The sequence below is a fragment of the Rickettsiales bacterium genome, from assembly GCA_029252805.1.
In the GTDB taxonomy this organism is placed as follows: Bacteria; Pseudomonadota; Alphaproteobacteria; order Rickettsiales; family JALZUV01; genus JALZUV01.
Genome location: JAQXAR010000013.1, coordinates 17,649 through 43,846 on the forward strand (window position 1 = coordinate 17,649; position 26,198 = coordinate 43,846).

Annotated in this window: 19 protein-coding genes; 15 read left to right on the forward strand and 4 right to left on the reverse strand. The window is 45.2% G+C overall.

All coding sequences use genetic code 11. The features are described from left to right. Positions 1–372 precede the first annotated feature (372 nt). From cpaB to P8P30_02265, 7 genes are read left to right on the forward strand one after another with little or no spacing between them, the layout of a single operon-like run. Positions 373–1,224: a Flp pilus assembly protein CpaB gene (gene cpaB, locus P8P30_02235; protein MDG1286363.1), complete on the forward strand. Its 852-nt coding sequence runs from the start codon at positions 373–375 to the stop codon at positions 1,222–1,224. Positions 1,225–1,263: 39 nt separating this feature from the next. Next, entirely contained in the window at positions 1,264–2,685 is a 1,422-nt protein-coding gene (locus P8P30_02240; protein ID MDG1286364.1) for a type II and III secretion system protein family protein, read from the forward strand. A 16-nt stretch (positions 2,686–2,701) separates the two neighbouring features. After that, positions 2,702–3,322, forward strand: a complete 621-nt coding sequence (locus P8P30_02245) for a CpaD family pilus assembly lipoprotein (GenBank protein MDG1286365.1) — start codon at positions 2,702–2,704, stop codon at positions 3,320–3,322. A 2-nt stretch (positions 3,323–3,324) separates the two neighbouring features. Beyond that, on the forward strand, positions 3,325–4,533 hold the full coding sequence (locus P8P30_02250; GenBank protein ID MDG1286366.1) for an AAA family ATPase: 1,209 nt from the start codon (positions 3,325–3,327) through the stop codon (positions 4,531–4,533). After that, positions 4,533–5,999: a CpaF family protein gene (locus P8P30_02255; GenBank protein MDG1286367.1), complete on the forward strand. Its 1,467-nt coding sequence runs from the start codon at positions 4,533–4,535 to the stop codon at positions 5,997–5,999. Before P8P30_02250 ends, P8P30_02255 begins: the two co-directional genes overlap by 1 nt. Positions 6,000–6,008: 9 nt before the next feature. Next, the gene (locus P8P30_02260; GenBank protein MDG1286368.1) at positions 6,009–6,974 is read left to right on the forward strand and encodes a type II secretion system F family protein; all 966 of its coding nucleotides are present in this window, start codon (positions 6,009–6,011) and stop codon (positions 6,972–6,974) included. A gap of 12 nt (positions 6,975–6,986) precedes the next feature. Beyond that, complete coding sequence (locus P8P30_02265) at positions 6,987–7,988, forward strand: type II secretion system F family protein (GenBank protein MDG1286369.1); 1,002 nt, start codon at positions 6,987–6,989, stop codon at positions 7,986–7,988. 13 nt (positions 7,989–8,001) lie between these two features. Here the strand turns inward: P8P30_02265 and P8P30_02270 are convergent, their stop codons facing one another. Then, the gene (locus P8P30_02270) at positions 8,002–8,757 is read right to left on the reverse strand and encodes a tetratricopeptide repeat protein (GenBank protein MDG1286370.1); all 756 of its coding nucleotides are present in this window, start codon (positions 8,755–8,757) and stop codon (positions 8,002–8,004) included. A 119-nt stretch (positions 8,758–8,876) separates the two neighbouring features. Between P8P30_02270 and P8P30_02275 the strand changes: the two genes are divergently transcribed. The 5 genes from P8P30_02275 to P8P30_02295 all read left to right on the forward strand — a co-directional run bounded on the left by P8P30_02275 (position 8,877) and on the right by P8P30_02295 (position 17,440). Beyond that, complete coding sequence (locus P8P30_02275; GenBank protein ID MDG1286371.1) at positions 8,877–9,458, forward strand: TadE/TadG family type IV pilus assembly protein; 582 nt, start codon at positions 8,877–8,879, stop codon at positions 9,456–9,458. Between the two features lies 1 nt (position 9,459). Next, positions 9,460–10,011, forward strand: a complete 552-nt coding sequence (gene tadF / locus P8P30_02280; GenBank protein ID MDG1286372.1) for a tight adherence pilus pseudopilin TadF — start codon at positions 9,460–9,462, stop codon at positions 10,009–10,011. Between the two features lie 14 nt (positions 10,012–10,025). Beyond that, the gene (locus P8P30_02285; GenBank protein ID MDG1286373.1) at positions 10,026–11,417 is read left to right on the forward strand and encodes a Tad domain-containing protein; all 1,392 of its coding nucleotides are present in this window, start codon (positions 10,026–10,028) and stop codon (positions 11,415–11,417) included. A gap of 324 nt (positions 11,418–11,741) precedes the next feature. After that, complete coding sequence (locus P8P30_02290) at positions 11,742–13,028, forward strand: DEAD/DEAH box helicase (GenBank protein MDG1286374.1); 1,287 nt, start codon at positions 11,742–11,744, stop codon at positions 13,026–13,028. A gap of 380 nt (positions 13,029–13,408) precedes the next feature. Continuing rightward, the gene (locus tag P8P30_02295) at positions 13,409–17,440 is read left to right on the forward strand and encodes a hypothetical protein (GenBank protein MDG1286375.1); all 4,032 of its coding nucleotides are present in this window, start codon (positions 13,409–13,411) and stop codon (positions 17,438–17,440) included. A 52-nt stretch (positions 17,441–17,492) separates the two neighbouring features. Here P8P30_02295 and P8P30_02300 read toward each other — a convergent pair whose 3' ends face one another. Continuing rightward, positions 17,493–19,931 (reverse strand): hypothetical protein, encoded by a 2,439-nt coding sequence (locus P8P30_02300; protein MDG1286376.1) that lies wholly within the window; start codon positions 19,929–19,931, stop codon positions 17,493–17,495. Positions 19,932–20,361: 430 nt separating this feature from the next. Here P8P30_02300 and P8P30_02305 point away from each other — a divergent pair, with 430 nt between their 5' ends. Then, the gene (locus P8P30_02305; protein ID MDG1286377.1) at positions 20,362–20,610 is read left to right on the forward strand and encodes an ion channel; all 249 of its coding nucleotides are present in this window, start codon (positions 20,362–20,364) and stop codon (positions 20,608–20,610) included. A 77-nt stretch (positions 20,611–20,687) separates the two neighbouring features. Beyond that, a complete protein-coding gene (ccoP, locus tag P8P30_02310) occupies positions 20,688–21,404 on the forward strand; it encodes a cytochrome-c oxidase, cbb3-type subunit III (protein MDG1286378.1) in 717 nt (238 codons plus the stop codon). Here ccoP and P8P30_02315 read toward each other — a convergent pair. After that, complete coding sequence (locus tag P8P30_02315; protein MDG1286379.1) at positions 21,387–22,628, reverse strand: amino acid permease; 1,242 nt, start codon at positions 22,626–22,628, stop codon at positions 21,387–21,389. The two genes, ccoP and P8P30_02315, sit on opposite strands and share 18 nt — an antisense overlap. Then, on the reverse strand, positions 22,615–25,161 hold the full coding sequence (locus P8P30_02320; GenBank protein ID MDG1286380.1) for an MMPL family transporter: 2,547 nt from the start codon (positions 25,159–25,161) through the stop codon (positions 22,615–22,617). Before P8P30_02320 ends, P8P30_02315 begins: the two co-directional genes overlap by 14 nt. A gap of 361 nt (positions 25,162–25,522) precedes the next feature. Between P8P30_02320 and P8P30_02325 the strand changes: the two genes are divergently transcribed. Next, a partial coding sequence (locus P8P30_02325) for a FecR family protein (protein ID MDG1286381.1) occupies positions 25,523–26,198 on the forward strand: 676 nt, incomplete at its 3' end.

Genomic DNA, 26,198 nt, shown 5'->3' on the forward strand with positions numbered 1-26,198 from the left:
CACTCCACGCATCAATCTATATCTGGCATGCCTGTACCCTTACTCACAGCATCTAGCACCGTCGGTCCGCCATTCGGATCCGCGCCGGCATTCATGCAGATCAAATTACCGACACTGAAATTACCCCTGCTGATATTATATAAAATCGCAACACCTTCCCATTACCAAGATTTACGTAGACCACAGACAGCGCTTCTTTTGCTCACAAGGATAACTCTCTCGGCTGCACTCAAAACTCTATAAAAATCAAAACAAATTTTACGCAAAATTGTAAAATAGTTGATATAAATCAATATATTATTCTGTTAACCTTTAAGACTTTATAAACATTGAGGGCATATAGTGAAGGTAGAAGTAACAAGGAGTTGCCTTATGACCTCACGCTCAACAATCTTACTCGCAGTAGCTGGAACGATCGCCCTTGGCACTGCCTTCATGGTGCGCAACCATATCTTATCCAGCAGCGCGGAGGCCTCGACTCCTACCGATATTACACGTGTGTTAGTCGCCTCAACCAATATTTCTCCCGGAAGCTTTATTCGTGGTGACAGTCATCTTGAATGGATGGAATGGCCTAGTAACAACATTAATGAGGCTTACCTTCTAGAAGGTAAAGCAGATCGCGAACAATTTTCAGGATCAGTCGTTAGACGCCCCGTGGTAAAAGGAGAGCCCGTAACAGAAAGCCTTTTGGTTAATCCAGATGAAGGCGGCTTTATGGCAGCGGTGTTAGGTGCTGGAAAACGAGCCATCTCTATCGCCGTCGATTCAACAACGGGTAACGCTGGTTTTATCTTTCCCGGCGATAAAGTGGATTTAATTTTAACACATAGCATTCCTGTTGATACGCCTACTAGCGGCAATCAAGGTGACGTGCTCGCCAGCGAAACCTTTATTGAGGATGCTCGCGTATTGGCCGTTGACCAACAATTAGATAACCCTGAAAATCGGGCTATCATGGCAAAAACCGTGACACTTGAAGTGAGCAGGGAACAAGCAGAAAAGATTAATGTCGCCAAGGATCTGGGTAAAATCTCTCTTAGCTTGCGTAGCCTCGTTAATGGGAATGGTTCGCGCGATATAGCCTCAAACATTCAATATGTTCAAAAAGCAACCCGCGACAGCGATGTTAGCTCAGTGCTTAGCCCACGCATTAGCACGAACACACGTACTGTCACCGTCATTCGCGGAGCCACTCGCGAACAACTACAATTCGGACAATAATTCTAACAAATGCAACCCCGGTTCTCGGAGGACAACACCATGAAACACACATTAACATTTTCGACTACGGCTTTTATATTGGCTACCTTTATGGGCTTCACCACTCTACTTTGGCCAATCATGAGCGCGGCCTTTACGAAGGATTATAATATAGAGATTAATAAGGGTCAGGTGATTCGCTTGGCCACTCCAATCGCTTCCGTAGCGATGGCCAACCCTAACGTGGCCGATGTGCAGGTTGTCTCGCCAACCTTGCTTTATGTGAATGGTCGCAGTGTGGGGGAAACTAGTCTGCTCGCCGTAAGTGATGCGGATGGCGTGATTTTGCAGGCCAACATCCGCGTGACGCATAATTTAAGCAAATTACGCGAAACACTCAAAGAGGCATTAAAAGGAACCGATGTCATCATTGATTCTACCGATAAAGCCATCGTCATTAAAGGTAATGTAGAGTCCCCTTATATGTCTGAGCGCATTCAGCGTGTTGCTTCCAGCTTTTTAGGAGGTGATGACCAGAGCGTTATTAACATGCTTGAAACCAGCCAAGGTGACCAAGTGATGCTGAAAATTAAAATCGCTGAAGTCTCTCGTACTGAACTTAAGCGCTTTGGCATCAATCTAGAATCTTTGCTTAATACGGGTAATTTTGTCTTTGGCCTAGCCAGCGGGCGCGACGTATTGGGTAGTGCCGCTTCTGGGATTTTACGCAGTGGAACTGATAATTCTCTCTATACTGGATATAGTAGCGGTAATGTTAGCATCAATGGCATTATAGATGCGCTAGAAGATGATGGTCTAATGACGGTTTTAGCGGAGCCTAACCTGACCACTAAATCAGGTGTAAATGCTAGTTTCCTTGCTGGGGGTGAATTTCCTATTCCCGTTTCGGGGGAGGAAGGAACCGTCACCATTGAATATCGCCCCTTCGGTGTGAGCCTTAACTTTACTCCCGTTGTACTTAACGAGCGTAAAATCAGTTTAACCGTCAGCCCTGAGGTGAGCTCTATTTCGAACCTTAACGGAGTGAGTGCAAATGGCTTCCAGATCCCTTCTATCACCACACGTCGCACTTCAACCACCGTGGAAGTGGGAAGTGGCGAGAGTTTCGCCATTGCAGGCTTGTTAAATCGTCGCGATACGAACGATATTTCGAAAGTTCCGGGTCTTGGTGATCTACCTGTTTTAGGCGCTCTATTCCGTTCGACAGAATACCGTCAGGAACAAACCGAACTGGTTATCATCGCAACACCGTATATCGTCCGTCCCGTTTCTGCTGATGTGCAAATGGCCACTCCACTAGATGGCTATAAACCCGCGACCGATATTGAACGTATTCTTTACGGTAAAATGTATCACGAAGAACCGTTTGACGGCGACCAGGATGGCATTGTGGAAGATGTTTCTCAGTTTACTAACCATCGCCCGCGCCTAAACGGCCCGGCAGGATTTATCCTTAGATAAGGAAGAGGAGTTACTTATGATTAAACAACTTATTATTTCAGGCTGCCTTCTAACGATGGTTACTGCCTGCGCAGATTACACCCCAACTGAAAAGTCTATGGTTTCGACGCAAGAGAAAGTTTTTCATTACGGTTTAGTTGAAGAGACCTTTGAGATTGAACCTTATGCGTGGGAAGAACTGGAGAATGCCTTAAAGCCCATGCCGCTGAAATACATGGAAGAGGTAGAGATTATTACCAATCGTCCAGAATTTATTCATACGGATGGCTATGAAAAAGTTCAGCTCGCTATCTGGCGCAAAGGATTAGAATCCAATCAAGTATTATATACGGCTTTCAAGGGTAAAAACCCTGCCAGTGTGAAAGTAGCAGTACGGTATCGCGGCATTTCTTACCCTAAACGCTGTTCAGATTGGCGACATAGCCCGATTATCAATCACGATAATAGCGCAATGAGCAATTTCGGATGCGCCTCTACAATCAATCTCGGACATATGCTGTCCAATCAGAATGATTTACTGGAAAGCCGTGGCCAACATCATGGTCAGATGGAATCATCGGTTGCCGCTATTGAGAAGTTTTATCAAGGCGGACTTACGCAAACAACGCCTAACTCTAGCATTTCAACTACGGAATAATTATGCAAAAAGAACCCGTACTTAGACCTAAAAAAACGCCGCAATTTGTAGCCTTCATCAAAGACCCTTCAAGCACGGATGCGGCACAATCCGTAGCCAGCAACCACGGCTGGTCAGAAAGCTGCGTGCATTATGGGGATGTTAGGCAAGCGATCGTTTATTTAAAAGAACAAGTCGCGCCCAAAACACTCTTGATTGAAATTCCTTCGGCAAAAGATGCCCCGGAATTACTTGATCGATTGGCTGATGTTTGCACGCCTAGTATGCGAATCATTATCGCGGGGGATATTGATGAGTTTAGCTTCTACTCTTGGCTTAAATCAATTGGCATTGAGCATTATTTACTCCAGCCGTTTGACGCTAAAAAACTAGATGAAACCATTAGCATGCGTGCAGAGGGTGAAGAGGAGCAAAAGGATACCGAAGCAAAAGTTATTGCGGTGATTGGTGCACGAGGAGGAGTTGGCACCACTACTATTGCCACCAATTTAGCCTATTTATTAGCCGAAACTTATCATCATAAAACTGCATTTCTGGATATTGATCCTTACTTTGGCACGGCGGCAACCGCCTATGATATTACGCCTAATCACGGCTTGCGTGATGCGCTTGATAAGCCTGATCGTATTGACAATTTATTCTTAGAACGTGTCATGATTCAACATACTGACAATTTATCTGTTTTAAGTGCGGAAGAATCCTTTACTGAGATGGTCTCTAGTAGCGCCTCTGCCGCTGAAGCATTGATCGGCGGGTTAGCAGAGAATTTTGCTTACACCGTCGTCGACTTGCCGTGCAGCTTAACATCGTTGACTCGAAGCGTTTTAGCACAGGCCGACCATATTGTTATTGTTGGAGAGCTAAGCCTTTTAAGTTTACGCGATATATTGCGCTTACGCGATTATTTCAAAAGTGGATTAAGCCAATCAGAACCGCTTATTGTCATTAACCGTAAAGGCCTCGCGGGAGAACACGAATTAACCATCAAAGAGTTCGAAAAAAATTACGGTCAAACAATAAACACTCTACTGCCCTTCACTCGCGAAGCTTTTTCCGCCACTAGCTCAGGAGAAATGCTGGTTGATGTCTCTAAAAATACCAAGCTGGTAGGTGCTATGCATGCACTCGCCGAGCAATTCACCGACTCTGAAATAAACGATAAACCAGTTCATAAAGTTAACCTACTCGATAAGCTATTGGGGAGAGAATAATGTTTGGAAGAAAATCAGAAGACGAAAATGAAATTGAGGCAGCAGAGCCTGCGTTAGATACAATTGAGGAGCAAGAGGAAGAGGGTGATCCTGCACCAAAGTTTGAAAACTCTGCTGAAGATGCATTACGAAAATTAGACATAATGGCGGCCTCTGACGATGCAGAAGAGGAAACGGAAGCTTTAGAAAGCTCTGCCCAAAAAGAAGCAGATTCTGAATCCCAGAAAATTAAACACGGCATCTATACGACATTGATGGAAAAAATTGATCTCAAAGCGGCTAACCTTTTAGACAAAGAAACGCTTGAGAAACAAATCATCACGTTAATCAGCGAAATCACAGTTGAGAAGAATTTAGTGCTTAACCAGCAAGAACTCACCTCGCTCGCTCAAGAAATTGCCGATGATATGCTAGGCCATGGGCCATTAGAACCTCTCCTAGATGACGATAGCATTACCGATATTATGGTAAATGGAGCCGATCAGGTTTATGTTGAACGCCACGGAAAGTTAGAACTATCTGGGGTTAAGTTTCGTGATAACGCGCATGTTATGAATATAGCTCAGCGTATCGTAACCGCAATTGGCAGACGTGTTGATGAATCTACTCCCGTATGTGATGCGCGCCTTGCAGATGGTAGCCGTGTTAATGTGATCGCCCCGCCCCTGGCATTGCGCGGATGCACTATTTCTATTCGTAAATTTGCCAAAAAGAAAATCACGCTCGATATCATGGCCGAGCAGAATAATATCTCGGAAGATTTATGTAAGTTGCTCAAAATTGCAACGGCTAGCCGTTTAAATATTATTATTTCTGGCGGTACAGGATCTGGTAAAACGACATTATTAAATGCACTTTCACGGATGATTGATCACGGAGAAAGAATTGTCACTATTGAGGATGCTGCCGAACTCCAATTACAACAACCCCATGTCGTCCCTTTAGAAACACGCCCCGCTAATCTTGAAAAAGAGGGCGAGATTACCATGCAAGATTTGGTGAAAAATGCACTCCGTATGCGCCCAGATCGCGTTATCTTAGGTGAGGTGCGTGGAGGTGAAGCCATGGACATGTTGCAAGCAATGAATACCGGCCATGACGGGTCTCTTGGCACCTTACACGCTAACAACCCACGTGAGGCTCTGACACGTTTAGAAAATATGGTTAATATGGCGGGCTATAGATTGCCCAGCCATGTGGTGCGTCATCAAATTTCAAGTGCGGTACAATTAATTGTTCAAATCCAGCGGATGCGCGATGGTATGCGCCGCGTGACTCATGTAACCGAAGTCATTGGCATGGAAGGCGATGTTATCGTCACTCAAGATCTCTACACTTATAATTTTGAAGGCGTCGATGGGGAGGGTAACTTAATTGGCGAGTTTAAAGCCAGCGGCTTACGCCCTAATTTTATCACCAAAGCAGAGTATTTCGGATTGGATAAGGCCTTACTGGCCTTAATGTAGGCACCCGCTATGGAAAACTTATCCCTTGATATCATCATCTTTGGCGGCGTGGCTTTATTCATGGGTGTTGTCTTTCTTTTCATTCGTGAGAAAGGTGATGATAATAAGGTCAAAAATCGAATTAAAAGAGTCCACGGGCAAACGCTAGAAGAAAAAATTGAAGAAAAAGCACTAAGCCTTCGTCGTGAAACCGACACATCACTCAATCAGTATGGACTGGAAGATATTGGGAACCGCTTAAGCAGCCGTTTACAAACGGCTGGGCTAGAGCTGACTGTCCGTAATTATATGCTTTTATGCATCGGCATCGCCTTCTTCTTATTTTTGGCAATTAGTATCTTCCTGCAAAAATCGTTACTGCTAGGGCTACTTGTTGGGTTTGTTCTAGGTTTTGGGATTCCTCACTTTTACGTCAACAGGCGTATTAGTCAAAGTAAGAAGAGCTTTCTAAAACTCTTTCCGGATGCCATTGAATTAATTGTACGTGGCCTGCGCGCTGGCCTACCTGTAACGGAATCCATGCTAGCCGTTGCAGAAGAAGTCGCCGAACCTGTCTCAACCGTTTATAGAGAAATTGGCGATCAAGTGAAGCTAGGGGTCCCTATCGAAAAAGCGATGAGCGATATGGCCAATAACCTTAAAATGACAGAATTTGATTTCTTCGTTATCAGCGTGACCCTACAACGCGAAACAGGGGGGAATCTAGGCGAAATTCTCAGCAACCTAGCGGACGTACTGCGTCAGCGTCATATGTTGAAATTGAAAATCAGAGCGATGTCTTCCGAGGCACGAGCTTCGGCCATGATTGTCGGCGCACTTCCGTTTCTAGTACTGACCGCATTGATGTTTGTATCACCTGAATATTTAACCCCTTTAGTTGACGATTATCGGGGGAATATGGCCTCTATCGGTGCTCTTTGTAGCATGGGAACTGGAATTTTCATTATGTCACGCATGGCACAGTTTAAGATTTAAGGGGAAGAAATCATGACTCCAGGAAAATCACTTACCCTCTCTAATATCTTGCCTAATGGCATTACAGTCGATGATTTTTATATAACGCTTACGGCAGTGGCGGCCTTTATCATCGTCTGGTCTTTAGGCGTGACTATAGGTAAACGTGACAAAGTACAGCCCCGCTTAAAAGCCATTCACTCGCGACGTGAAGAACTCAAAGCCGCCTATCTTGCTCCCAAAGAAGATTCGAAAGCAACAGATCAACATAAAACTCCACCCAACTGGATGAAGCAAATGGTGGATAAATTAGCCAATCTAAAAGGCGATCAAATTGCTAAACTCAATCAGCGACTCATTCAGGCAGGTAATCACTCCAAAGGGGCCGCAACAGTCTTCATGTTTACGAAACTCGTCACTCCCTTCATCGGCCTAGCCATCGGCTTTCTTGTCGCCAAAATTGATTGGAGCAATGCCTTTTCCATAGATCAAGCGGCGAATTGGCTCGGAGTTATCATCTGTGGTTACCTAGGTGCAGTCCTGCCTGACCTCCTGCTTTATAATAAACGCCAGAAACGTTATGGCGAGATTCGCATTGCACTGCCCGACACGCTCGACCTTATGTTGATTTGTGCCGAGGCAGGCCTGAGCCTTTCTGCGGCGCTCGACAGAGTGACAAGAGAATTAGGAAATGCCTATCCTGAAATGGCCGATGAATTAGGATATACTTCCGTTGAAATTGGTTTTTTACCCGAGCGCAGCTTAGCGCTAACCCATTTAGCTCATCGAGTCGATATCCAAGAGATCAGAGGGATTGTGAATGTACTACAACAGACGGAAAAATACGGCACACCCATCGGACAGGCATTGCGAGTGCTTTCCAAAGAATTTAGAACGGAACGGATGTTGCGTGCTGAGCAGAAAGCCGCTCAACTCCCTGCAATCATGACCATTCCCCTCATCTTGTTCATTTTACCAACCCTTTTTGTTATTGTGCTGACACCCGCCATCATTGGCATCCTGAATTCCCAGTAATCGCTGGAGTCTTTTATTTATTGTGGGCACGCATTTCTTTTGTATAATTTTTGTAGAATTTAATATTCTGTTCAAACTCTTTCTTACTGAGATCTTTCAAACCCCATTTACGTGCCTTTTTCATCTGACCTTTTAAGCCATAGGCCAATGCTAAATTTTGTCGCATCACGGCAGACTTTTCCATCGTATCAATGGCAGTTAACTGGGCAATCGCTTCATCATATTGACCATTCATAATGTAAGACATCGCTAAATTACTTTGTACAAATTCAGCCGATTCACTCGTCGTATCTAAAGCCTTAAAGTAAAGTGCCTGAGCCGCATCATGCTGGCCTTCCATATCGAGAGAAACCGCTTTACCGCTTAATAAATCCAGATGATTGGGCGTTCCTTCCAATCCATCATTAAAGTAGCCGATTGCCTCTTGTGTTTCGCCGCGATTAACTGCCAATTTAGCCAAACCTAGATTTACGAGTGCGGCTTTCGGTTGGCGCTTTTTAGCGGTGAGAAGAACTTCTTGCGCATCGCTATTTCTTTCAAGCTGAAGATACAAATCGGCAAGCGCCAGATGTGCTTCTACCTGATGCTTCGACTTAGCCATTGCGCGTTTATATAAATCAATCGCCGAATCCACATCACCCCCCGAACGCATGGTATCAGCGAGATGAATTAAGCTGCGCTCACGATCTGACAAGGGGCCTTCCGACGCCGCTTGCGGGCCACACCCTGCTAATAAAATTAATCCTAATAATGCTACGGTCTTTTTCATTTTACCACTTTCATCTGATTTATCGAAAACTTGATAGAAATTTAGATTAAATCCACTAAGTTATTCTTTTATAAAGATAAATTGTTGTTTATATCTTGAAATTATGGTATCGTAATTAGATGGGATATACAAAGAAAAAACACTCTATCTTATCACGCTTTGTGCATTGCCAGCGAGGTGTCACCGCGATTGAGTTCGCCTTTGTTGCACCTGCCCTATTACTTCTCGTCACCGCCATTTTGGAGGTTTCCCTCATCCTCTTTGCACTAAGTACGCTGGAAGGTGCTGCCTTTATGGCTTCGCGCACCGGAAAAACCGGGTACATTGCCACCGAATCAACGCGTGAAGAAACGATCCGCACGATACTAGATCAAAAGATGGAAGCTCTCTTCGACACACAAAAAATTACGATCCAATCACTCACTTACAACCAATTTGATCAAATTGGCGAAGTAGAACCATTTGTGGATGTAAATAATAATGGTGTCAGAGATGAAAATGAAAACTACACCGATGTGAATGGTAACGGTCAGTATGACTTGGACATGGGGATGGCTGGTGTAGGCAATACCAGCCAGATTGTGGTTTATACAATTAATTACCCTTGGCCTGTTACCACTCCCATGATGAACCAATGGATCGGTGAAAATGGGATTATTAACCTGACGGCTCGGGCAATCACCCAGAACGAACCCTTTTGACATGAAAATTCTTAGCAACATTCTGGAGTGTAACCGCGGTGTCGCCGCAGTCGAGTTTGCCTTGGTGCTGCCTTTACTACTACTACTCGGCCTCGGCGGATTTGAAGTTAGCCGATTTCTTTTGCTGCATCAAAAAACCGATAGAATAGCCTATACGGTGACAGATGTCGTCACGCAATCCACTTCACTCAGCAGCAACCAACTCGATCAAATTCTGACCGTAGCGTCTCAAATCATGCTCCCTTTCTCCTTTGAAAATGAAGGCGTCATCGTGCTCTCTTCAATCTATAAAAGCGGCAACAATGCGCCAACGGTTCGTTGGCAGTATAAAGGGGGTGGCACTTTAGTTCGTGATAGTAAAATTGGCTCAACCAATCATGAGGCAACCTTGCCTCTTCTTCTGACACTGAACGATAAGGACAATGTCATTATTTCGGAAGTGTATTACACCTACAAGCCTTTCTTTGGTCTGGGTGTTTTTGCACCAGTAGATCTTTATAAAACCGTCTTCTTCAAACCACGCTTGGGCGCATTAACCACGCCTCCGGTGTGAGAAAAGAGAGCATTATGAACTTTCACCATACTCTTATTACTAAACTCCTTCAGTGCCGCCGAGGTGGAGTGATGCCACTGCTTGGTATCTCCATCACACTACTGATTGGCATGACCGGAGCAGCGGTTGACATGGGGCGCGCCCAGCAGGCACAAACCAAACTTTCCAGCTCACTGGACGCAGCAGGGTTGGCCGCAGGCGCAACCATCAGCACAACTGATCTAAACGCGGAAGCAAATAAATACCTAGAGGTCAATTTCCAGGACTACCTGGGAGCCACCATCACCGACTTCACCACGACCGTAAATGCAGATAATTCAACCATTACTTTATCTGCTACCGCTACTGTTCCCACTACACTTATGCAAGTGATGGGAATTCATTCTAACACCGTTCATGCTTCTTCAGAAATTATCCGTTCTAGCAAAGGACTGGAACTAGCGATGGTACTTGATAATACCGGATCCATGAGCGGATCCAAACTCACCTCTCTCAAATTGGCAGCGACTGATCTGGTCAATATCCTCTATGGCGCAAACGATACGGTTGATGATCTTTACATTGGGCTCATACCATTCTCACAGGCAGTAAATATTGGCACTTCGCGCGCCAGCTGGACGGCAACCAATGGCTTCAACTGGGGCTCAACAAACTGGAGCAGTTGCGTCGATGCACGCTACAACGATAACCGCGATGTAACAGATGACCCGCCCAGCGTCTCCCTTTTTACGCAATATTACTGGCCATGTCACAGCAGCAAGAACGCTTGGTATGGCACTAATTATAACCGTAGCAACTGCTCCACTTCAGGCACCATTAGATACAAATCAAATTTGGGAACCTCCAGTGGACCTAATAAATATTGCCCACAACCCGTCACCGCATTAACATCCAGTAAGCCCAATATACTCAGCGCCATCGGCGGCATGCAAGCCGTCGGCTATACTCATATTAACCTGGGAGCAGCATGGGGATGGCGCATGTTATCACCCCGGTGGCGCGGGTTATGGGGTGGCGAAATGAATACCCAAAACCTACCATTAGACTACAATACACAGAACATGAACAAGGCCGTCATCATCATGACCGATGGAGACAATACGATGAGTAATAACAGCCATACGGCCTATGGTTATTTGTTTGAAGGCATTCTGGGGACTACCAGTTCCAGCAGCGCCAAGGTGGAACTCGACAACCGATTATTGCAAGTATGTTCAGCAATGAAACAAAATAATATCATCGTTTATACTGTATCCTTCGGATCGGTCAGTGGTTCCAGCCAAACCATGATGCGTAACTGCGCCTCACAGCCGGATTATTATTTTAATTCTCCCAGCAGCGGTGACCTGCAACAGGCCTTTCGTGCCATTGGTGATTCTTTAGCAAGCCTGAGAGTAAGCCGATAGTTTGAAAGTGGCACCTACCGCTCCAGCGGTGTGGGTAGTGCAGCGACCTTTGGTGCCACCCTGCCCTTCGGTGACAGTCAGTGTAACGAGCTGCCGCTACCTTTTCTGTCCGCCTGTAGTGGACGTTAAACTGTAAGAGCAATTGACTATTAGCAATGTTTAACATATAGTGTCGGCACAAATTCTTGTGATGGCGCGAGATGGTGGTCACGAAAAGCCGCCCTCTAAAATCCTCAGAAATTATCAACATTACTCTGCCTCCTTCGCGCGGTTTGCGGCGCAACGCCTGACCTTGTTTTACAATGGCTGGCAAAAGGAAATATTATGACGACAGCTAATTTTCACGACCTTGGTCTTATAGAGCCACTCACACGTGCTTTGGACGCAAATAGTTATGTAACACCCACCCCAATCCAACTTAATGCCATTCCCTCATTACTTGAAAGTCAAGATTTACTGGGTATCGCGCAAACAGGAACCGGAAAAACGGCAGCATTTGCTTTACCCATTTTACAGCATTTATTTAAAACACAGCGTAACCCTACATCGCGCACAACACGTGCGTTAGTACTTGCCCCGACCAGAGAACTAGCCATCCAGATTGCAGATAATTTCCAAATATACGGTAAACATCTCTCACTACGTCAAACCACCATTTACGGTGGAGTAAATCAAAAACCACAAGTTAAAATGATGTCTAAAGGCGTCGACATACTTATCGCAACGCCGGGCCGGTTACTTGACTTGATGCAACAAGGCCATGTCGACCTTGGGTCGGTTACGCATTTGATTTTAGATGAAGCAGATCGCATGTTAGATATGGGGTTCATCAATGACATCAGAAAGATTATCGCCAAAATTCCAAGAAAAAGACAAACACTACTCTTTTCCGCCACGATGCCCGGCTCTATTAGTAAGCTGGCAAACAGCCTATTGAATAATCCTAAAACCGTTGAGGTCACACCAGAGGTTATTACCGTCGAGAAGATCGATCAAAGTCTCTATAAAGTGGCTAAAAAAGATAAGCGAGCATTGTTAGTCACTTTACTTCAAAACGAAAATATCACTAAAGCCATTATCTTTAGCAGAACTAAACATGGTGCCAACCGCATTGTACAAGAGCTTGACCACGCACGTATTTCGAGCGCGGCTATTCACGGTAATAAGTCGCAAAGCGCCCGTCAAAAAGCGCTGGCAGCATTTAAAAACGGTGAGATTAGAACGCTCGTTGCGACTGACATTGCAGCACGCGGTATTGATGTAGACAATATTAGCCATGTGATAAATTATGACCTGCCGTCCGAACCCGAAAGTTATGTCCACCGTATTGGCCGCACTGCACGCGCTGGCACCCAAGGGATTGCTCTTTCATTCTGTGACGAAACAGAAGGCAAAACTTTACGTGATATCGAAAAAGTCATTAAGTTCAAAATTGCGGTAGCAAAAACTCCTGAACTTGAAAAGTTGTCGCCTCTTCCAGCAGTATCCAAAGAGCGTCAAGGCACAGGTAAAAAGCAAAATAGCAATAGATCCAGAAATAATAAGCCAAAACCCGCGAGTGACAATAATAAACCAAAAAAGAACCGAAGCCGTCACACAAGAAGAAAATAAGAATAATATTTCTCACCTCTTCCCAACTCTATTGGAAATATTGAAGGATCAATGAAGCTAGCAAAAACTCTATACCCGTACATAGTTTGGGTGTGAGTGCACATTTCTGGATTTACCAGAAAAGCCATTCTAGATTCTCCAAATTTAACATGAAAGCAGGACGTGCCTTGACTGTGCTTAGTAGCTTATACTGCTCAAGGGGTCAGCGTACGATGGCCAACATCTTCAAAACGGGAGAAAATGCACTGGAAACTAATAATATCAGCCTTCTCAAGAACAACAAGAATTTCGGTGTCATAACAAGAAAATTCGTAACACATTATTAATCTAATTGGCTCATAATGCTGACTCACTGTTAACTTTATGATAGAGCTTACTTTATGCCATTTTCGAATACCCAAACGATAAAATTTACCGATAAAATAAGCTATAAAGCACCTGTAAATGGCGAAGACATCTATAATAAAATTCTGAAATTAATAGACAGTGATGAATCACTCCGTACAGCGATACTTACAGATGAAGAGGGTGAGAAAAAGAATAAATTCTTCAACCATTTCTTACATGAAATATCCCATGAACTTGCAGCAGCTACCTACACAAGCGGTGTAAGCGACCACGCAACGATTGACCGACTCAGCTTTGACGATCTGGCTTCCGCCTTTCTGCAGAAAAAAGGGTACACAGATAAATCAGCCATCAACGACCTGCCAAATGAGGTCAAGTTCAACCTTTACAAAGAGTTCACTGCTAAAATCAAAACCATCCACCCCCGTATTTTAGAGCAAACTCCTCATCCGACCGAACCGCTCTCCACACAAGCGATTAACAGCTATACTGCCTTGCGTAATTTTGCGCGTAACGAAGCCCGGCCTTTATTTGAGCACCCAGATTTCACATTAGATAAAACGAACATAGACGTGCAAACACTCAAGGATAAGATTCGGAACTTTTACGACAACCTGGAACCGCCGCCCACTAGCCTAAGCGCCGAAAATGAGCAAGCACGTAGCGCAGTCTTATCTAAAAATATTTATGACTCGGTTCCCATACTCGCCAGCAACCTCATTAAAACACGAGATATGTTCGGGCTGAAAGCGGTTAAAAACGAGTCGGAAAGAGACACACTCAAAGAACAAATGCGCGATGAGGCCCTCAAAGCCGGCGCCTATATGATACGCAACTACACGTGGTCTCCTATGGATATGGATGGCAAGTTGCAGATGGACCGTCGCAAGGCAGAAGAAGGCTTACAAGGCAAAAAGCTCGCCATCAACCAGCAATATATTGAAGACCTATCCAACCTCGCGCTGAATTTGCAAAAAGGAAGCGGTAATAAACTAGCAGTCGAACGCATCCAAGCCCTCATCTGGAATTTATTTGGCAATATTGAAAAAATCTATCCCACCATAACCAATGATAAAGATGGCTTACCTTTAGAGGAGCAAGTCTATTTCGATAAAATCAAAGATTTCATTAAAAACGTTGATTCGCGTAATAATGAAGGAGTCAGAGACTTTATTCAGGACATTTGGGACAAACGCGACCAAGAAAAAACTCGTAATGACATTAATTTATTGAAATACGCTAAAAGAACAATCCATTATCTAAAGAAAGCGGATCCTCCAAGGGAACAATCCATTATCAGGCAAGAAGCAATTATCGCTGAAGCAGAAGAAGCCATCGCCCACTCGCACAAAGAAACCTTTGTCGATAATTACGTAAGTAATCCTGAAGGCATCATCCCCGCTGATAAAATTCTATCAGAGCTAAAAGAGATTGCTGAAATACCGAAGGTGCGCGATGTGAAATATAAAACCACGGTTCGTTCATCTTATGAGTTAAGTGAAATTGATGCCGTGGCCTTAAAAGTCGCAACCTATCAAAACAGTGCTCAAAAAATCACGTGGCGCCAATCGGCGGGTGTTCACGAAGAAGTCATGACGGAGGTTTTAAACTTTATTCAAGATAGGGATTCCGTACTCAACCCGAGTAGAAAGCTGAAACCTGCTCCCAACTTCATGAAAAAAATTAACGAATTAATTTCCTCCCACGCCTTACCCGAAATTAAAAAGACGCATGGTGAGCTTCTTGATGTGCGTGATCTCATTCACATTATGCAAAGCAAAGATAATAAAGTCATCAAGCTGGCAAATGAAATTCGTACCGCCATTCGTGGGCAAGTCCGAGCCAACAGAGATAGCGCGTATGAGAAAAAAGACGCACTCGCGCACATGGACTCAACGGCTGAGCAAGAAGCGCATTTTAAGAAGCATCAAAAAGAAATTTACACTTATGAAACGCTCGATGTTGTTGATTTTGTCAATCAGAAGGGGGAAGATTTCGGACATATCCTAACCGCTGAAACGGATGGACCAGAGGCACTATGGAGCGTATTTGCAGAACAATTGGTAATGCAAAATCCGAAAAAACTTCCTACAAAAAAGGAAATTAGTAAACAGCCGCAAATTATCGCCCTCACTGAATATTTAGACGATATCGTCAATCTCCCCCAAAATATTGCAAAAGCGATGGCATTTAAACCCTTTCGCAACGAAATGAAAGCGCGTGCTGAAGAGTCCCCTCCTTGGCTTCAAGTCTGGAATGAAGAGAAAAAAGGCCTAGCACCCATGACCGTCAACGATCTCTTAGATCAAATTGAAAATGGTCAACCTGATAAGGATATCGCGGCACAAACTAAACACGAAATGCTCGATATCATTAAACGTCGTATCGTTCTAAAATTACACGATGATAAGGCTGATTTAAGCCCGAAAGCACTGAAAAATGTTTCTAATGAGGATGTCGAGAAAGTAAGCGAAAAACAACTAAACGAAGCCTTGGGGCAGAATGTACTCAGCTATGTCGCGATGGTCGCGGGCAGTGACTCTTTCAAATCTGCCGGTGCAGCCATTGAATATACCATCGACCGCCGCTTTGCAGATTCGCAAAAACAACTCATGGCCTATGATACACTCTTAAACTTCTATATGGGTAACGGCTCTGCCACGCATCGTGTCGGTATCACTAACGCACTGATACGCACCCACCAAGGGCGCCAGATGAAAGAAGGCTCTGAAACACTCGCCGCTGAAAGCATGAATGTTATCAGCAAAGTTTTCGCCAATAAATTTGATCACTCCTTAGTGATTGGGAGTCCTAAGACCCCTGTCGAAAAATTTATCGTCGGAATTCATAATATTGGCAACCGCTGTAATATGGAAACCGAGATGACGGCGGCAGATCACAAACTTTACGACGACCTCTGTTACGAATCCGAAGCCTTTTACAGCTCTATCTATAAAGATTACGGTAACGGTGAGCACCGTCCAGCCGTCATTACCGAAGCGGAAAAACGTATTAAACATAAGCTCCCCAAAGGGATTACACCTAAAGATTTCGGCAATTACATGAAGGATGTCACCTTAAGCAAACTGGATGCCGTGAGCAAAAATGGGGCCCGCTTTGACTTCCGCCCCGGCGGCACTCCCGATGCGCACGTGGATTCCATGCGCGCAATTGGTTATGGCGCCGCCCATGGCTATACCGGCTTTGGCCAGCCGCATCTCACCTTCGCCCTTGCGCATATGCTAGGCGCAGATGAGGAGGGAAAAATAAATGCTAAAGAGACGTTTACGAGCTTTATTAACAACCCCTATTTACAAGGCCGTTTAAACCGTGCCGTTAAAGATCTAGTCGTTGAATTCGCGCCCGAAACAGGCTGGAAAAACGTTGCCTCAGGCTGTGGCGTAGAAAACCTTTCCTACGAATATGATACTGATTCAGACAAGCTTGCTGCCATTATCATCGGAAAAGAAAACTTCACCATTGACGAGTTACTCAAAGGCGATGATCGCACACTCGAACGCCTCTCACTTGCCATTCAGCAGAACCGGGACTCTCAATCGAAACACTTCATCAATGAAGATGAAGATAAAATAATCTCAACAGAACGAGTCGTTAAAAATATCCGCATGGCCGCGGTGATGGAATCAGAAGCACGTCAAGCGATTAGCGCCACCACACAACTTTTTGAGGAGTTCAAACGCCAAGCTGAAGTGAGAAGTTCGGAAACGACAGGGCGCACGGATAACCCGGAAACCTTACTTAAACATTTCCAAGATATCACGCCAACCAAAGGGGCAGAGATGGCCTTTCTACGCAAGCAATATCAAGGGAGCTTGGTCCATGCGAGTCATAGCTTCAAAACCTATAATAACCTCCAAGGTGAGCTCCCTAAAAAGACAGGCGACAAGGGTGATACGGAAGCCTATAAAGCTTACCGCGATTCCTATTACGATATCGCTTTGATGAAAACAATTTTGGAAACACCGCTAACGAGTGATAAATCACCAGCCTATGCCATCGATATTGCGAGTAACGCATTACCAAAAGGTATTTCAAAAGAGTAATCCCCCCCCTAACTCCCATTTCGGAAAATTGAAATTCGCGAATAGTTTTAAACTAACGATCTAGATTTTGCTGACCATCATTTCGTCGCTTCATTTCTGCCGCTGCCCAACTAAAGATTCCTGCCTTATGCGCGACGAGAGCTGTGAGGCCAAGCACGGCCGCACCTGCCAATATTTTAAGCGCCTTTGGCTTCTCCCGTTTTTGTGTTTTAGGGTCTTTCTTGCCAATAAAAATTTCTTTGACCGTAATAGGAATAGCAAGAAGGCTGCCCACCGCTACAGCAGCGGAAGTTATACTGAGTTTGTTCTCGCTAGCAGGAACACCTGCATCACTTTTCCGACCACCTTGCGGTTCGCCTGCCTCTGATGCAGAAGGTATATCGTTATTTACCTGAGACGAAGCAGGTGAAGTGACTGACTCAGCAACTTCCCCTACTTCTTCCTCTTCTTCCCCTACTTCCCCTACTTCCTCTACTTCCTCTACTTCCCCTACTTCTTCCTCTACTGTTTCCTGAGAGAGCACGGGCGCTTCTACCAGAAGGGGTATTTCTACCGGAGAGTTATCTTTGATTATTTCTCCAGGTGACTCCTCTATGTCTGTGGCAGTATCACCCGGAAGAGTTCCTACTGGTGCGTCAGCGGGTAGTTCTCCTAATGCTGAGATCAACACAGGCAGCACTTCTTCCTCTTCAGCGCTGTGTGATGAGGGGCCGCTAGCTTGTAAAAGAGCGAGTGGGGCAGTTATTTCCAGATCATCAGGTGGATTGCTGCCGCCTGAAGCCACACCACCTTCGCTAACAGCAATGTCCGGAATTTCCGCATAAGGGTTGCGAATAACGGGGCGAATGCGTTTAGGCATTTCCTTACTCGGGTGCGGCTGCTCTAAAGGAACCTGAGGGTAAGGTATATTATGCTTCTTCATTAGTTCGTCAACTCGGCTGGTTAATACCTCACGTTCTTCGGCACTCTTCGTATTGCGACCTTGATCAACCAAATTGATGGTTTTCTCATAATCACGACGAAACGTTTCGTCTAATTTTGCCTGCCCCTCTACACTCACTTTGATAAGTTTTGGGTTAAGGCCATTGCCTAAAAGAGAATCATTTTTCAAACAAAATTTTTCTGGAATAACTTGATAGGGATAACCTTTTGACGCTTTGTAATAGGCACGCCCAGGAGTCCCATTATCATCTGTGTTAGTATCATAATTTTCGTATTGCGCGACTTTTGGACCCAGTAAATGCGCCACCGCTGCAACGCCCGCAGGATGATAACCCGCTCGTTTAATCTTACTGTAATCTTGCTGGGTGTAATAAAGGGCATAAATTTGTGCCATCGGTGAGTTGAGAAAATCTTCTGCATTGGAAATGGTATCCCCTGCCACCTCAAAATTATTCCATTCCCCTGTTTCTCGATTCACAAAAGGAGTACCAGCAATGGCTGTTTTAATTGGTTTTTTAAGATTAAATTGTCCTATCCCGCCATACGAACCGGTTTTATACGATAACCTCCCCAACCCATCTTTAGTTCTATGCCGCTTTAAGTTACCTAAAAAACTATAAATATGAGGATCCGGACCGATTTGTAACGCAGGTCTGCTTTCTAAAAGAGCAAGCTGAGCCAGCCGCTGATTATTACTTAACTCATAGTCAACTCCCTTAGGCATTTCGGGCTGGAAGCGTAATATATTCAATAGCAATTTACGCGAGTCTTGTTGACGGGTAAAATTAGAAATGTCGCGGAGGTCTTCATTTGCTTGAGGGAAGTTTGAGAGATCCCATATTCGCTGCCCTGCCGGTGGAATCGCATGATTCTCAATTAAATATGCCATGGTTGCTTCATTATCGCGGAAGTTACTTTGATTCATGTAATCCGTTTTGACGGCGCGACGGCTTAACGGAACATGCGTGTCGTGGCGCAACTCACCATCTACCGTAGGCATTCCATATATTTTGGGCCCCTTGCTGCCAGAAGTACGCCATTTCAACACCTTTACGCCATCTACCGCAATAAATCTTGCTAGATTATCAACAATAATATCTTGATGGGCTTCATGCACATCGCCTGCATACCAAGTGTATTCTAGCGGAACCCCGGCTTTATTTAGTTTTTTGACATCTTCACGGCTAAGCGTAACCGTTTCACCATTTCCCGCCATTTCGCTCAAATTAAAAACGCGGCTTTGCCCAGCGACGAGGCTATCAATATTATGTGCCTGCGACTCCCCTGTCAGCTTGCTTTTTAGAATACGTGCGTTTAACTCTTGTTTATAATCAGTATTATAATCAATATAGGCAAAACCGCCAGGACTCGTTTTTTCTAATGATAGCCCTTCTTCTTCCTCCAAAAAGGGCGATACAGTTGCTATGCTATCAACGCTTGGCACTTCGTCTATGACAGTAATAGGGTCAGGAAAAACTTCCTTTTCTACTGAGTTACTATTGGGCGCTTTAGGGTTGATTAGCGCCAATTGCAGTGGAATCTGCAGCATAGCCATCGCTCTTCCGGTAGAGTACCTAAAACGCTCCAGAATGCTTTTGTTGGATTTTTCTTTCTCTTCCACGCTCTAATAGTAGCTTTTTCATGTTACGGTTTGATGAAGCTGAGCTGCAAAATTAAAGGCTCAAATTCTTCGCAAACTGAGTGTGGCGTTACCTTTGAATGTACGTCTTTACGAAGAACCTCATTCAACGGCCTGAAATACTGTTGCTCTGCCGTTTCGTTCTCAGATATTGGCACTTTTTATCAGTATTCTATTGGTCGCCATCACCACTTTGCTGTTTTATGAAATTATGCGGCTAGTATGGGGGTGGTTGCCGCGGTTGACTTTTGCCCCACGCACTCGAATACTTGTGGTGATGATGGCCATTTTTACGGGGCACACTATCGCTGTTTGGCTTTACGGTATTGCTTTCTAGCTGATGGTTGAAGTGGGGCATATTGGTTCGCTTTCCGGTGAATTCGAGCGTGGCTTCTTGAGCTATATCTATTTCTCCGCAGCCACCTATTCCTCTTTAGGGATTGGTGATATCTTTCCCAAAGGGCCTCTGCGCTTTGTCACGGGTGTTGAGGTGCTAAACGGGCTGGTACTTATTGCCTGGAGTGCCTCCTTCACTTACCTAACCATGGAGAAATTCTGGAATCTACACCTTCCAAAATGCAAGAAATAGGAAGAGTTGACTAAAGTCAAAGCAAGTGTAGCATCCTCCTATAACATCCAAAATGAGAAATTCTCACAGGAGGTAGTATGACTTCACCATCTAACAATACCAAATGGGTTTGGCCTTTGGCTCTTGCGGCGGTTTTTGCCGTTTGCTATTGGTCAGTTATTTCAAATGGAACATCTGAAAGTGCTTATAAGGCAAAGTTATTTGAGAAGTTCGAAACCGCGACATTCGAGGAAGTTCTGAATGATACAGCATTGCATGGATTTGCGATTGCAGAAGGCAAGGCGGCCTTTAAAGAAAATTGTGCCACGTGCCATGGCACCGATGGCAAGGGGGCGGAAGGCTATCCCAAACTTAATGATGGTGATTGGATCTGGGGCGGTGCGCCGGAAGATATTTATAAAACGCTTAAGCTAGGCATTCGCGATCAGCATGCCAGCCCGCGTAACACCCTCATGCCACCCTTTGAAGATGCGTTGGAATCCGATGAAATTGGCAAGATTGCTGATTACGTGCTCGCTTTACCCAAAAGTGTCGATGTAATGCATCCAGGCTATACGTTATTTCAAACGAATTGTGCTGCCTGTCATGGCTCAGATGGCGCCGGAAACCGCGATCTTGGCACTCCGCATTTGGCCGATGGCATCTGGCTAAAGGGCACAGGCGATAGGGCCAGCATTGTCAACCAAATCAAGAACCCACAGCATGACATGATGCCAGCTTGGGAAGATATTTTGGATGAAGAGACGCTACGCCAACTCACGCTTTATGTGCATAGTCTAGGCGGCGGGGAGTAACGCCGAGAGTTCTTTGCCAATGCCAAAAGCAAGCATCGCACAACAGGTCATAAAACCCAAAAGGCATACCCACCACGGGGTCGTAAAACCAGTTGTGTGAACGGTTCGTTCAGACCATTTTAGTTTCAGTAATGCCGCATTTACGGTCGCAAATACGAATAAAATAATGGCACTCGTGACACGTGCCAGACTCTCCAGATCCATAAATAAAGCAAAACTCATCACCAGCGCTACTGCGACTAGACTCGCATTAAGCGGCGTATGTGTGCGTGCAGAAACTTTTCCCAACCACTGCTGCGCCTTATTGCTTTGTGCCATGCCATATAAAACGCGCGAAGCCATAATCACCTGCACCAGTGCGCCGTTAATGATCGCCAACAGGCTAATGCCGCCCATTAGCGAGGGCGGTAGCGACGTACCCGTTCGCGCGGCAATCAGCGCTAGCGGGGTGTTGCTGGCGGCTAACTCTTGCGGCGGCACCACCAATACCGCCACCGTCATCACCAAAATATAAATGCCCAAGGTGGTAACGATACAGGTGAGTATCGCCACCAGCATTACCCGACGTACGTCCTTTACTTCTTCCGCTATATTGACCATATCCTCAAAGCCAATAAAAGCATAAAAAGCCAGAAAGGCACCGCTTAAAATGCTACCCCAGAGTATAGCATCTACAGTAGGTATCATCTCGGGCCAGCGTGTTGGTAAGGTCATTAGTTCATCCCATCCCATCGCCACAATCAAACATAAGCCGCCAATCTCAATGATCGTAATTACCGCGACCAGCCATACCGATTCCGCAATTCCCCAAATAGCGATTAAGCCGAGTAATATCACTAATGCTGCCGTTAAAGACAGCGAAGGCAGGGCAATAAAGTCCTGTATGAATCCCGCCGTCGCCGTCGCCAATGCAGCGGCAGAAATTACCCCCATAAAAACGACCAGCCAGCCGATCAGAATCGAGAATGACCGCTTGGAGAATGCCGCACTCACATATTTCACCTCGCCCGCACTGAATGGGTACCGTGCCGACAGTTCCGCATAGGAGAACGCCGTGAGTAACGCTAATAAAGCCGATAGGATAAAGGAGAGTGGCGCCTGCATACCCGCCTGCCCTGCCACCTTACCGGTCAGCGCATAAATACCCCCACCCACCATGGTGCCTAATCCATAAAAAATTACCAAAGGCAGCGACAAACTTCGCTTCAACTTAACGGGTGTCATGTTTACCCAGAGGCTTGAAGAAAATGAGGATCAACGGCAATAATGCTAAATTAGCGAGCAACGCGACCAATGCTGAAAATCCGGTCAGCAATCCAAAATAAATCGTCGGCATGAAATTGGAAAATGCTAAAATAGAGAACCCAAACATGACAGTAATAGAGGTATAATACATCGCACGCCCAATGGTATTGTGAGACTCCCGCGCGGCTCTCCAGTAATCACCATGCTTGGCATATTCTTGTCGAAAACGGTGAATATAGTGGATGGTATTATCATCGGCCATACCGAAACAAATGGCCGCAATGGTAATGGTCATAATATCAAGCGGGATGCCCAACCAACCAATAAGCCCCAGCACCAGAGCGACAATCGTGATGTTCGGCACAATCGCCACGGCCGCCACTTTGAAACTTCTAAACAGTAATAGGAAGATGAGGAACATGGTAACAAACACCACACCAATCGTTAGAATTTGTGACTCAAATAAAGTTTGCAGCACATTATTATACAGCACCATCATACCCGTCAGATGTACCTGATTTGCTTCCAACTCCAAATCTTGAGTCAGGTAATCGCGAATCTTTTGTACCAGCGCTTCGCGATCTTGCCCTTGTTTCGATTCATAAACGCGCAAGCTAAAGCGTAGCTGATTGCCATCTTCTGAGAGATAAGGATCAAACAAAATATTCCGCACCGAATCGGGCAGCTTTTGATACAACACGCCCAAATATTGACGGTTGAGAGATCTCTCCTCATCCAAATCTTTCAGTAACTGCGCGGTACTATGAAACGACAAAACCTTGCCACTCTCTTCCAGCCCATCCAGATAATCGTGAATGGCCGCCACTTGCTTTTGCGATGCTTCGCCCACCCAATAACCTTCGACTATTTTCGGCCCGCTATCCTCTATCCAGAAGCCTTCTTCCTCCAGATAAGCCCGTTCTTGCGCTTGCCCTTGAATGAATCCGGCAGGCGCGTCGATGATCACATCGAGCGGAGTCGTGCCGCCCAGCTTGCGGTCAATCATCTCCATACCCTGATATATTTCAGTATCTTGCTTATAGTAATCGATAAAGCGGTTCTGCACGTAAAGCTGATTAATGCCCCAAATACTTAAGCCCATCAACACCGCAAAAATAATGAGGATGGGCTTACCATGGCTCTTAATTATCCGCACGAAGAAGCGGGTAATGCTCCCCGTAAAATCATATTGCACGGGTGGATGTGAGGGTTTCAGAAACATCAATGCAGCGGGAAAAATGATAAAACTAATGAAGAAGGAAAAACCGATACCGATCGTCATCATCCAGCCAAAATCGATAACCGGGCGGATGTCACTCACGGCAAGCGAAGCAAAGCCAATCGCCGTCGTAAAAGCCATGTAAAAGCAGGGCACGCTAATATCGAGTATCGTATCACGTACCAATTCACGCTGAGTCGCCTCGGGTTTTTCCTCATGAAACTCGCGGTAGCGTACAATTTGGTGCACGCAGAATGACAGCGTAAAAATCAGCAAAAGGGAAACAAAATTAGCCGAAACAATCGTTGCTGGCCAATCCATTAACCCCATGAAGCCAATCATACTTAGGCCAACACAGAAGCAGCTCAACATCGACAAAAACACCCAGCGGGCCACGCGGGAAATAACGGTGAGTAACACCACTAGAAAGCATAAAATCGCGATACCAAAAATGCGTAAATCCTTACTAATATAATCAATCGAATCGGCCACAATCATCGGCACCCCACCCAGGTGAATTTTCGCTTTATCGCGGTAATGATCAAGGATGACGCGGACTGAGGCGATATCTTGCTGCTGTTGAAGCTGCGCCAAGGCATTATGACGGCTATATTCTTTTTCCGTGAGTTTGAGTAACCGCGCTTCATTACCCGATAAAGCCGAACCCCATGACTTTTCTCGTAGCTGATCACGCTTTTGGATCAACTTCAAGAGCTCTCCATTTTCCTTAAAACTCACCAATAGGGCGGTGGTTCCAACATCTTGACTGATGAGTAAATCAGCATAGATAGGGCTGGCCAGAAGTTCCTTACGCGCCATGGTTAGATCCGTCTGGGGACTCAAAAGATTAGGAATGCCGTGACTAAGCTCATCCAACGTCAAAGGCGGACTGTTAATCAGCGGCACATCGACAATACTGATAATCGATTCCACCCGTTCCAGTTCATCCAAATCAGTGCGAAGATCGTATAACTCTTTCAAAATCTCCGCGCTGAATAAATCGGATTCGGGCGTATAGGTAATCAGCAAATAATCATTTGAGCCATAACGCGCGGCGATGGAACGATAATATTTCAACGCCTGGTCATTCTCCAATGACAGTGATTCCGACGATGCATCCAGCCGAAACTGTGGCGCGTGATAGCCAAAAAAACCAACAACGGTAAAGATCAGCAATAGCGCAATCGCCGGATAATCCAATACCAGCTTCGCATAATATTTTTGAAAGAACTCTCTCACCACAGCATCGTAGCCAATACACTCAAAATAGATTTGATATTGGTCAACTTTCACCTAAGGCTTTTATGCTAAAAGAGGGATATGATTTAGTCTACCTCATAACACTAAAAGAAACCAACCCGACGCAATAAGCGGTGATCAACATCATGGAAAAGAGTGGGTGATGCTAACACTAGCAACGATGATATCGTTGACATAACCGCCGATAAAACCGCAGCGATATAAATACCAACCATGACTGTATGGCATGGTGTATTCTACAAGCAGCGGTAACACATCTTGTCCACCATTACCTAAAACGCTGTGTGCACCTGCCCCTTATTAAATGCAATCCACTCTCAATTTAAATGTATATTAACCATTTCAAGGTATAGTTAATAATACTAATAGATTTAATGAACTGGTGATAACGCTTATGCCTGATTCAAATATTTTCGAAACGCTCGAAACTGCTTCTAATAAGCCGTCCGAACAGACTGCCGTAGATTGCACAACGATACACGGCCTGTGTGAAATGCCGCTGGGTAATGAGCTGCTCGATGCTCAGTTTACCCGTGAAGGGCATGACCTATTAGTGACTGCACAAAATACATTAGTGATCGCCGAGAACTATTTCATCCATGATGATGCCCCTACCCTGATTTCTGAAACAGGCAAGAAGATTGCTGGCAGCTCTGTCAATGTTTTGGCTAACTCAGAAGCGCCGAAAGAATATGCCGGTCCCACTCATACCGAAGCAGCAATCGGCGCGGTTGAAAAATTAGAAGGTTCAGTGACGGTAAAACGCGGTGGCGTAGATATTGAGCTCAAGCAAGGCGATGCTGTTTTCCAAAATGATGTAGTCTTAACAGCCGATAACAGTAAAATCGGCATTACCTTTGAAGATGGCTCGGTTTTCACCTTAGGTTCTGACGCCCGTATGACGCTCGATAGCTTCGTTTATGATGCTGAAACCGGTGACGGCTCTTCATCCATCAATGTACTCAAAGGTATGTTCAAATTCGTGAGTGGTGAAATCGCCGCGAATAACCCAGGCGAAATGCAAGTTGAAACTCCAGTCGCAACAATCGGTATTCGTGGCACCACAGGCG

Bases quoted from the DNA above. Each gene is read 5' to 3' on its own strand.
- cpaB (MDG1286363.1), top strand. From the start codon at position 373: ATGACCTCACGCTCAACAATCTTACTCGCAGTAGCTGGAACGATCGCC.
- P8P30_02240 (MDG1286364.1), top strand. From the start codon at position 1,264: ATGAAACACACATTAACATTTTCGACTACGGCTTTTATATTGGCTACC.
- P8P30_02245 (MDG1286365.1), top strand. From the start codon at position 2,702: ATGATTAAACAACTTATTATTTCAGGCTGCCTTCTAACGATGGTTACT.
- P8P30_02250 (MDG1286366.1), top strand. From the start codon at position 3,325: ATGCAAAAAGAACCCGTACTTAGACCTAAAAAAACGCCGCAATTTGTA.
- P8P30_02255 (MDG1286367.1), top strand. From the start codon at position 4,533: ATGTTTGGAAGAAAATCAGAAGACGAAAATGAAATTGAGGCAGCAGAG.
- P8P30_02260 (MDG1286368.1), top strand. From the start codon at position 6,009: ATGGAAAACTTATCCCTTGATATCATCATCTTTGGCGGCGTGGCTTTA.
- P8P30_02265 (MDG1286369.1), top strand. From the start codon at position 6,987: ATGACTCCAGGAAAATCACTTACCCTCTCTAATATCTTGCCTAATGGC.
- P8P30_02270 (MDG1286370.1), bottom strand. From the start codon at position 8,757: ATGAAAAAGACCGTAGCATTATTAGGATTAATTTTATTAGCAGGGTGT.
- P8P30_02275 (MDG1286371.1), top strand. From the start codon at position 8,877: ATGGGATATACAAAGAAAAAACACTCTATCTTATCACGCTTTGTGCAT.
- tadF (MDG1286372.1), top strand. From the start codon at position 9,460: ATGAAAATTCTTAGCAACATTCTGGAGTGTAACCGCGGTGTCGCCGCA.
- P8P30_02285 (MDG1286373.1), top strand. From the start codon at position 10,026: ATGAACTTTCACCATACTCTTATTACTAAACTCCTTCAGTGCCGCCGA.
- P8P30_02290 (MDG1286374.1), top strand. From the start codon at position 11,742: ATGACGACAGCTAATTTTCACGACCTTGGTCTTATAGAGCCACTCACA.
- P8P30_02295 (MDG1286375.1), top strand. From the start codon at position 13,409: ATGCCATTTTCGAATACCCAAACGATAAAATTTACCGATAAAATAAGC.
- P8P30_02300 (MDG1286376.1), bottom strand. From the start codon at position 19,931: ATGCTGCAGATTCCACTGCAATTGGCGCTAATCAACCCTAAAGCGCCC.
- P8P30_02305 (MDG1286377.1), top strand. From the start codon at position 20,362: ATGGTTGAAGTGGGGCATATTGGTTCGCTTTCCGGTGAATTCGAGCGT.
- ccoP (MDG1286378.1), top strand. From the start codon at position 20,688: ATGACTTCACCATCTAACAATACCAAATGGGTTTGGCCTTTGGCTCTT.
- P8P30_02315 (MDG1286379.1), bottom strand. From the start codon at position 22,628: ATGACACCCGTTAAGTTGAAGCGAAGTTTGTCGCTGCCTTTGGTAATT.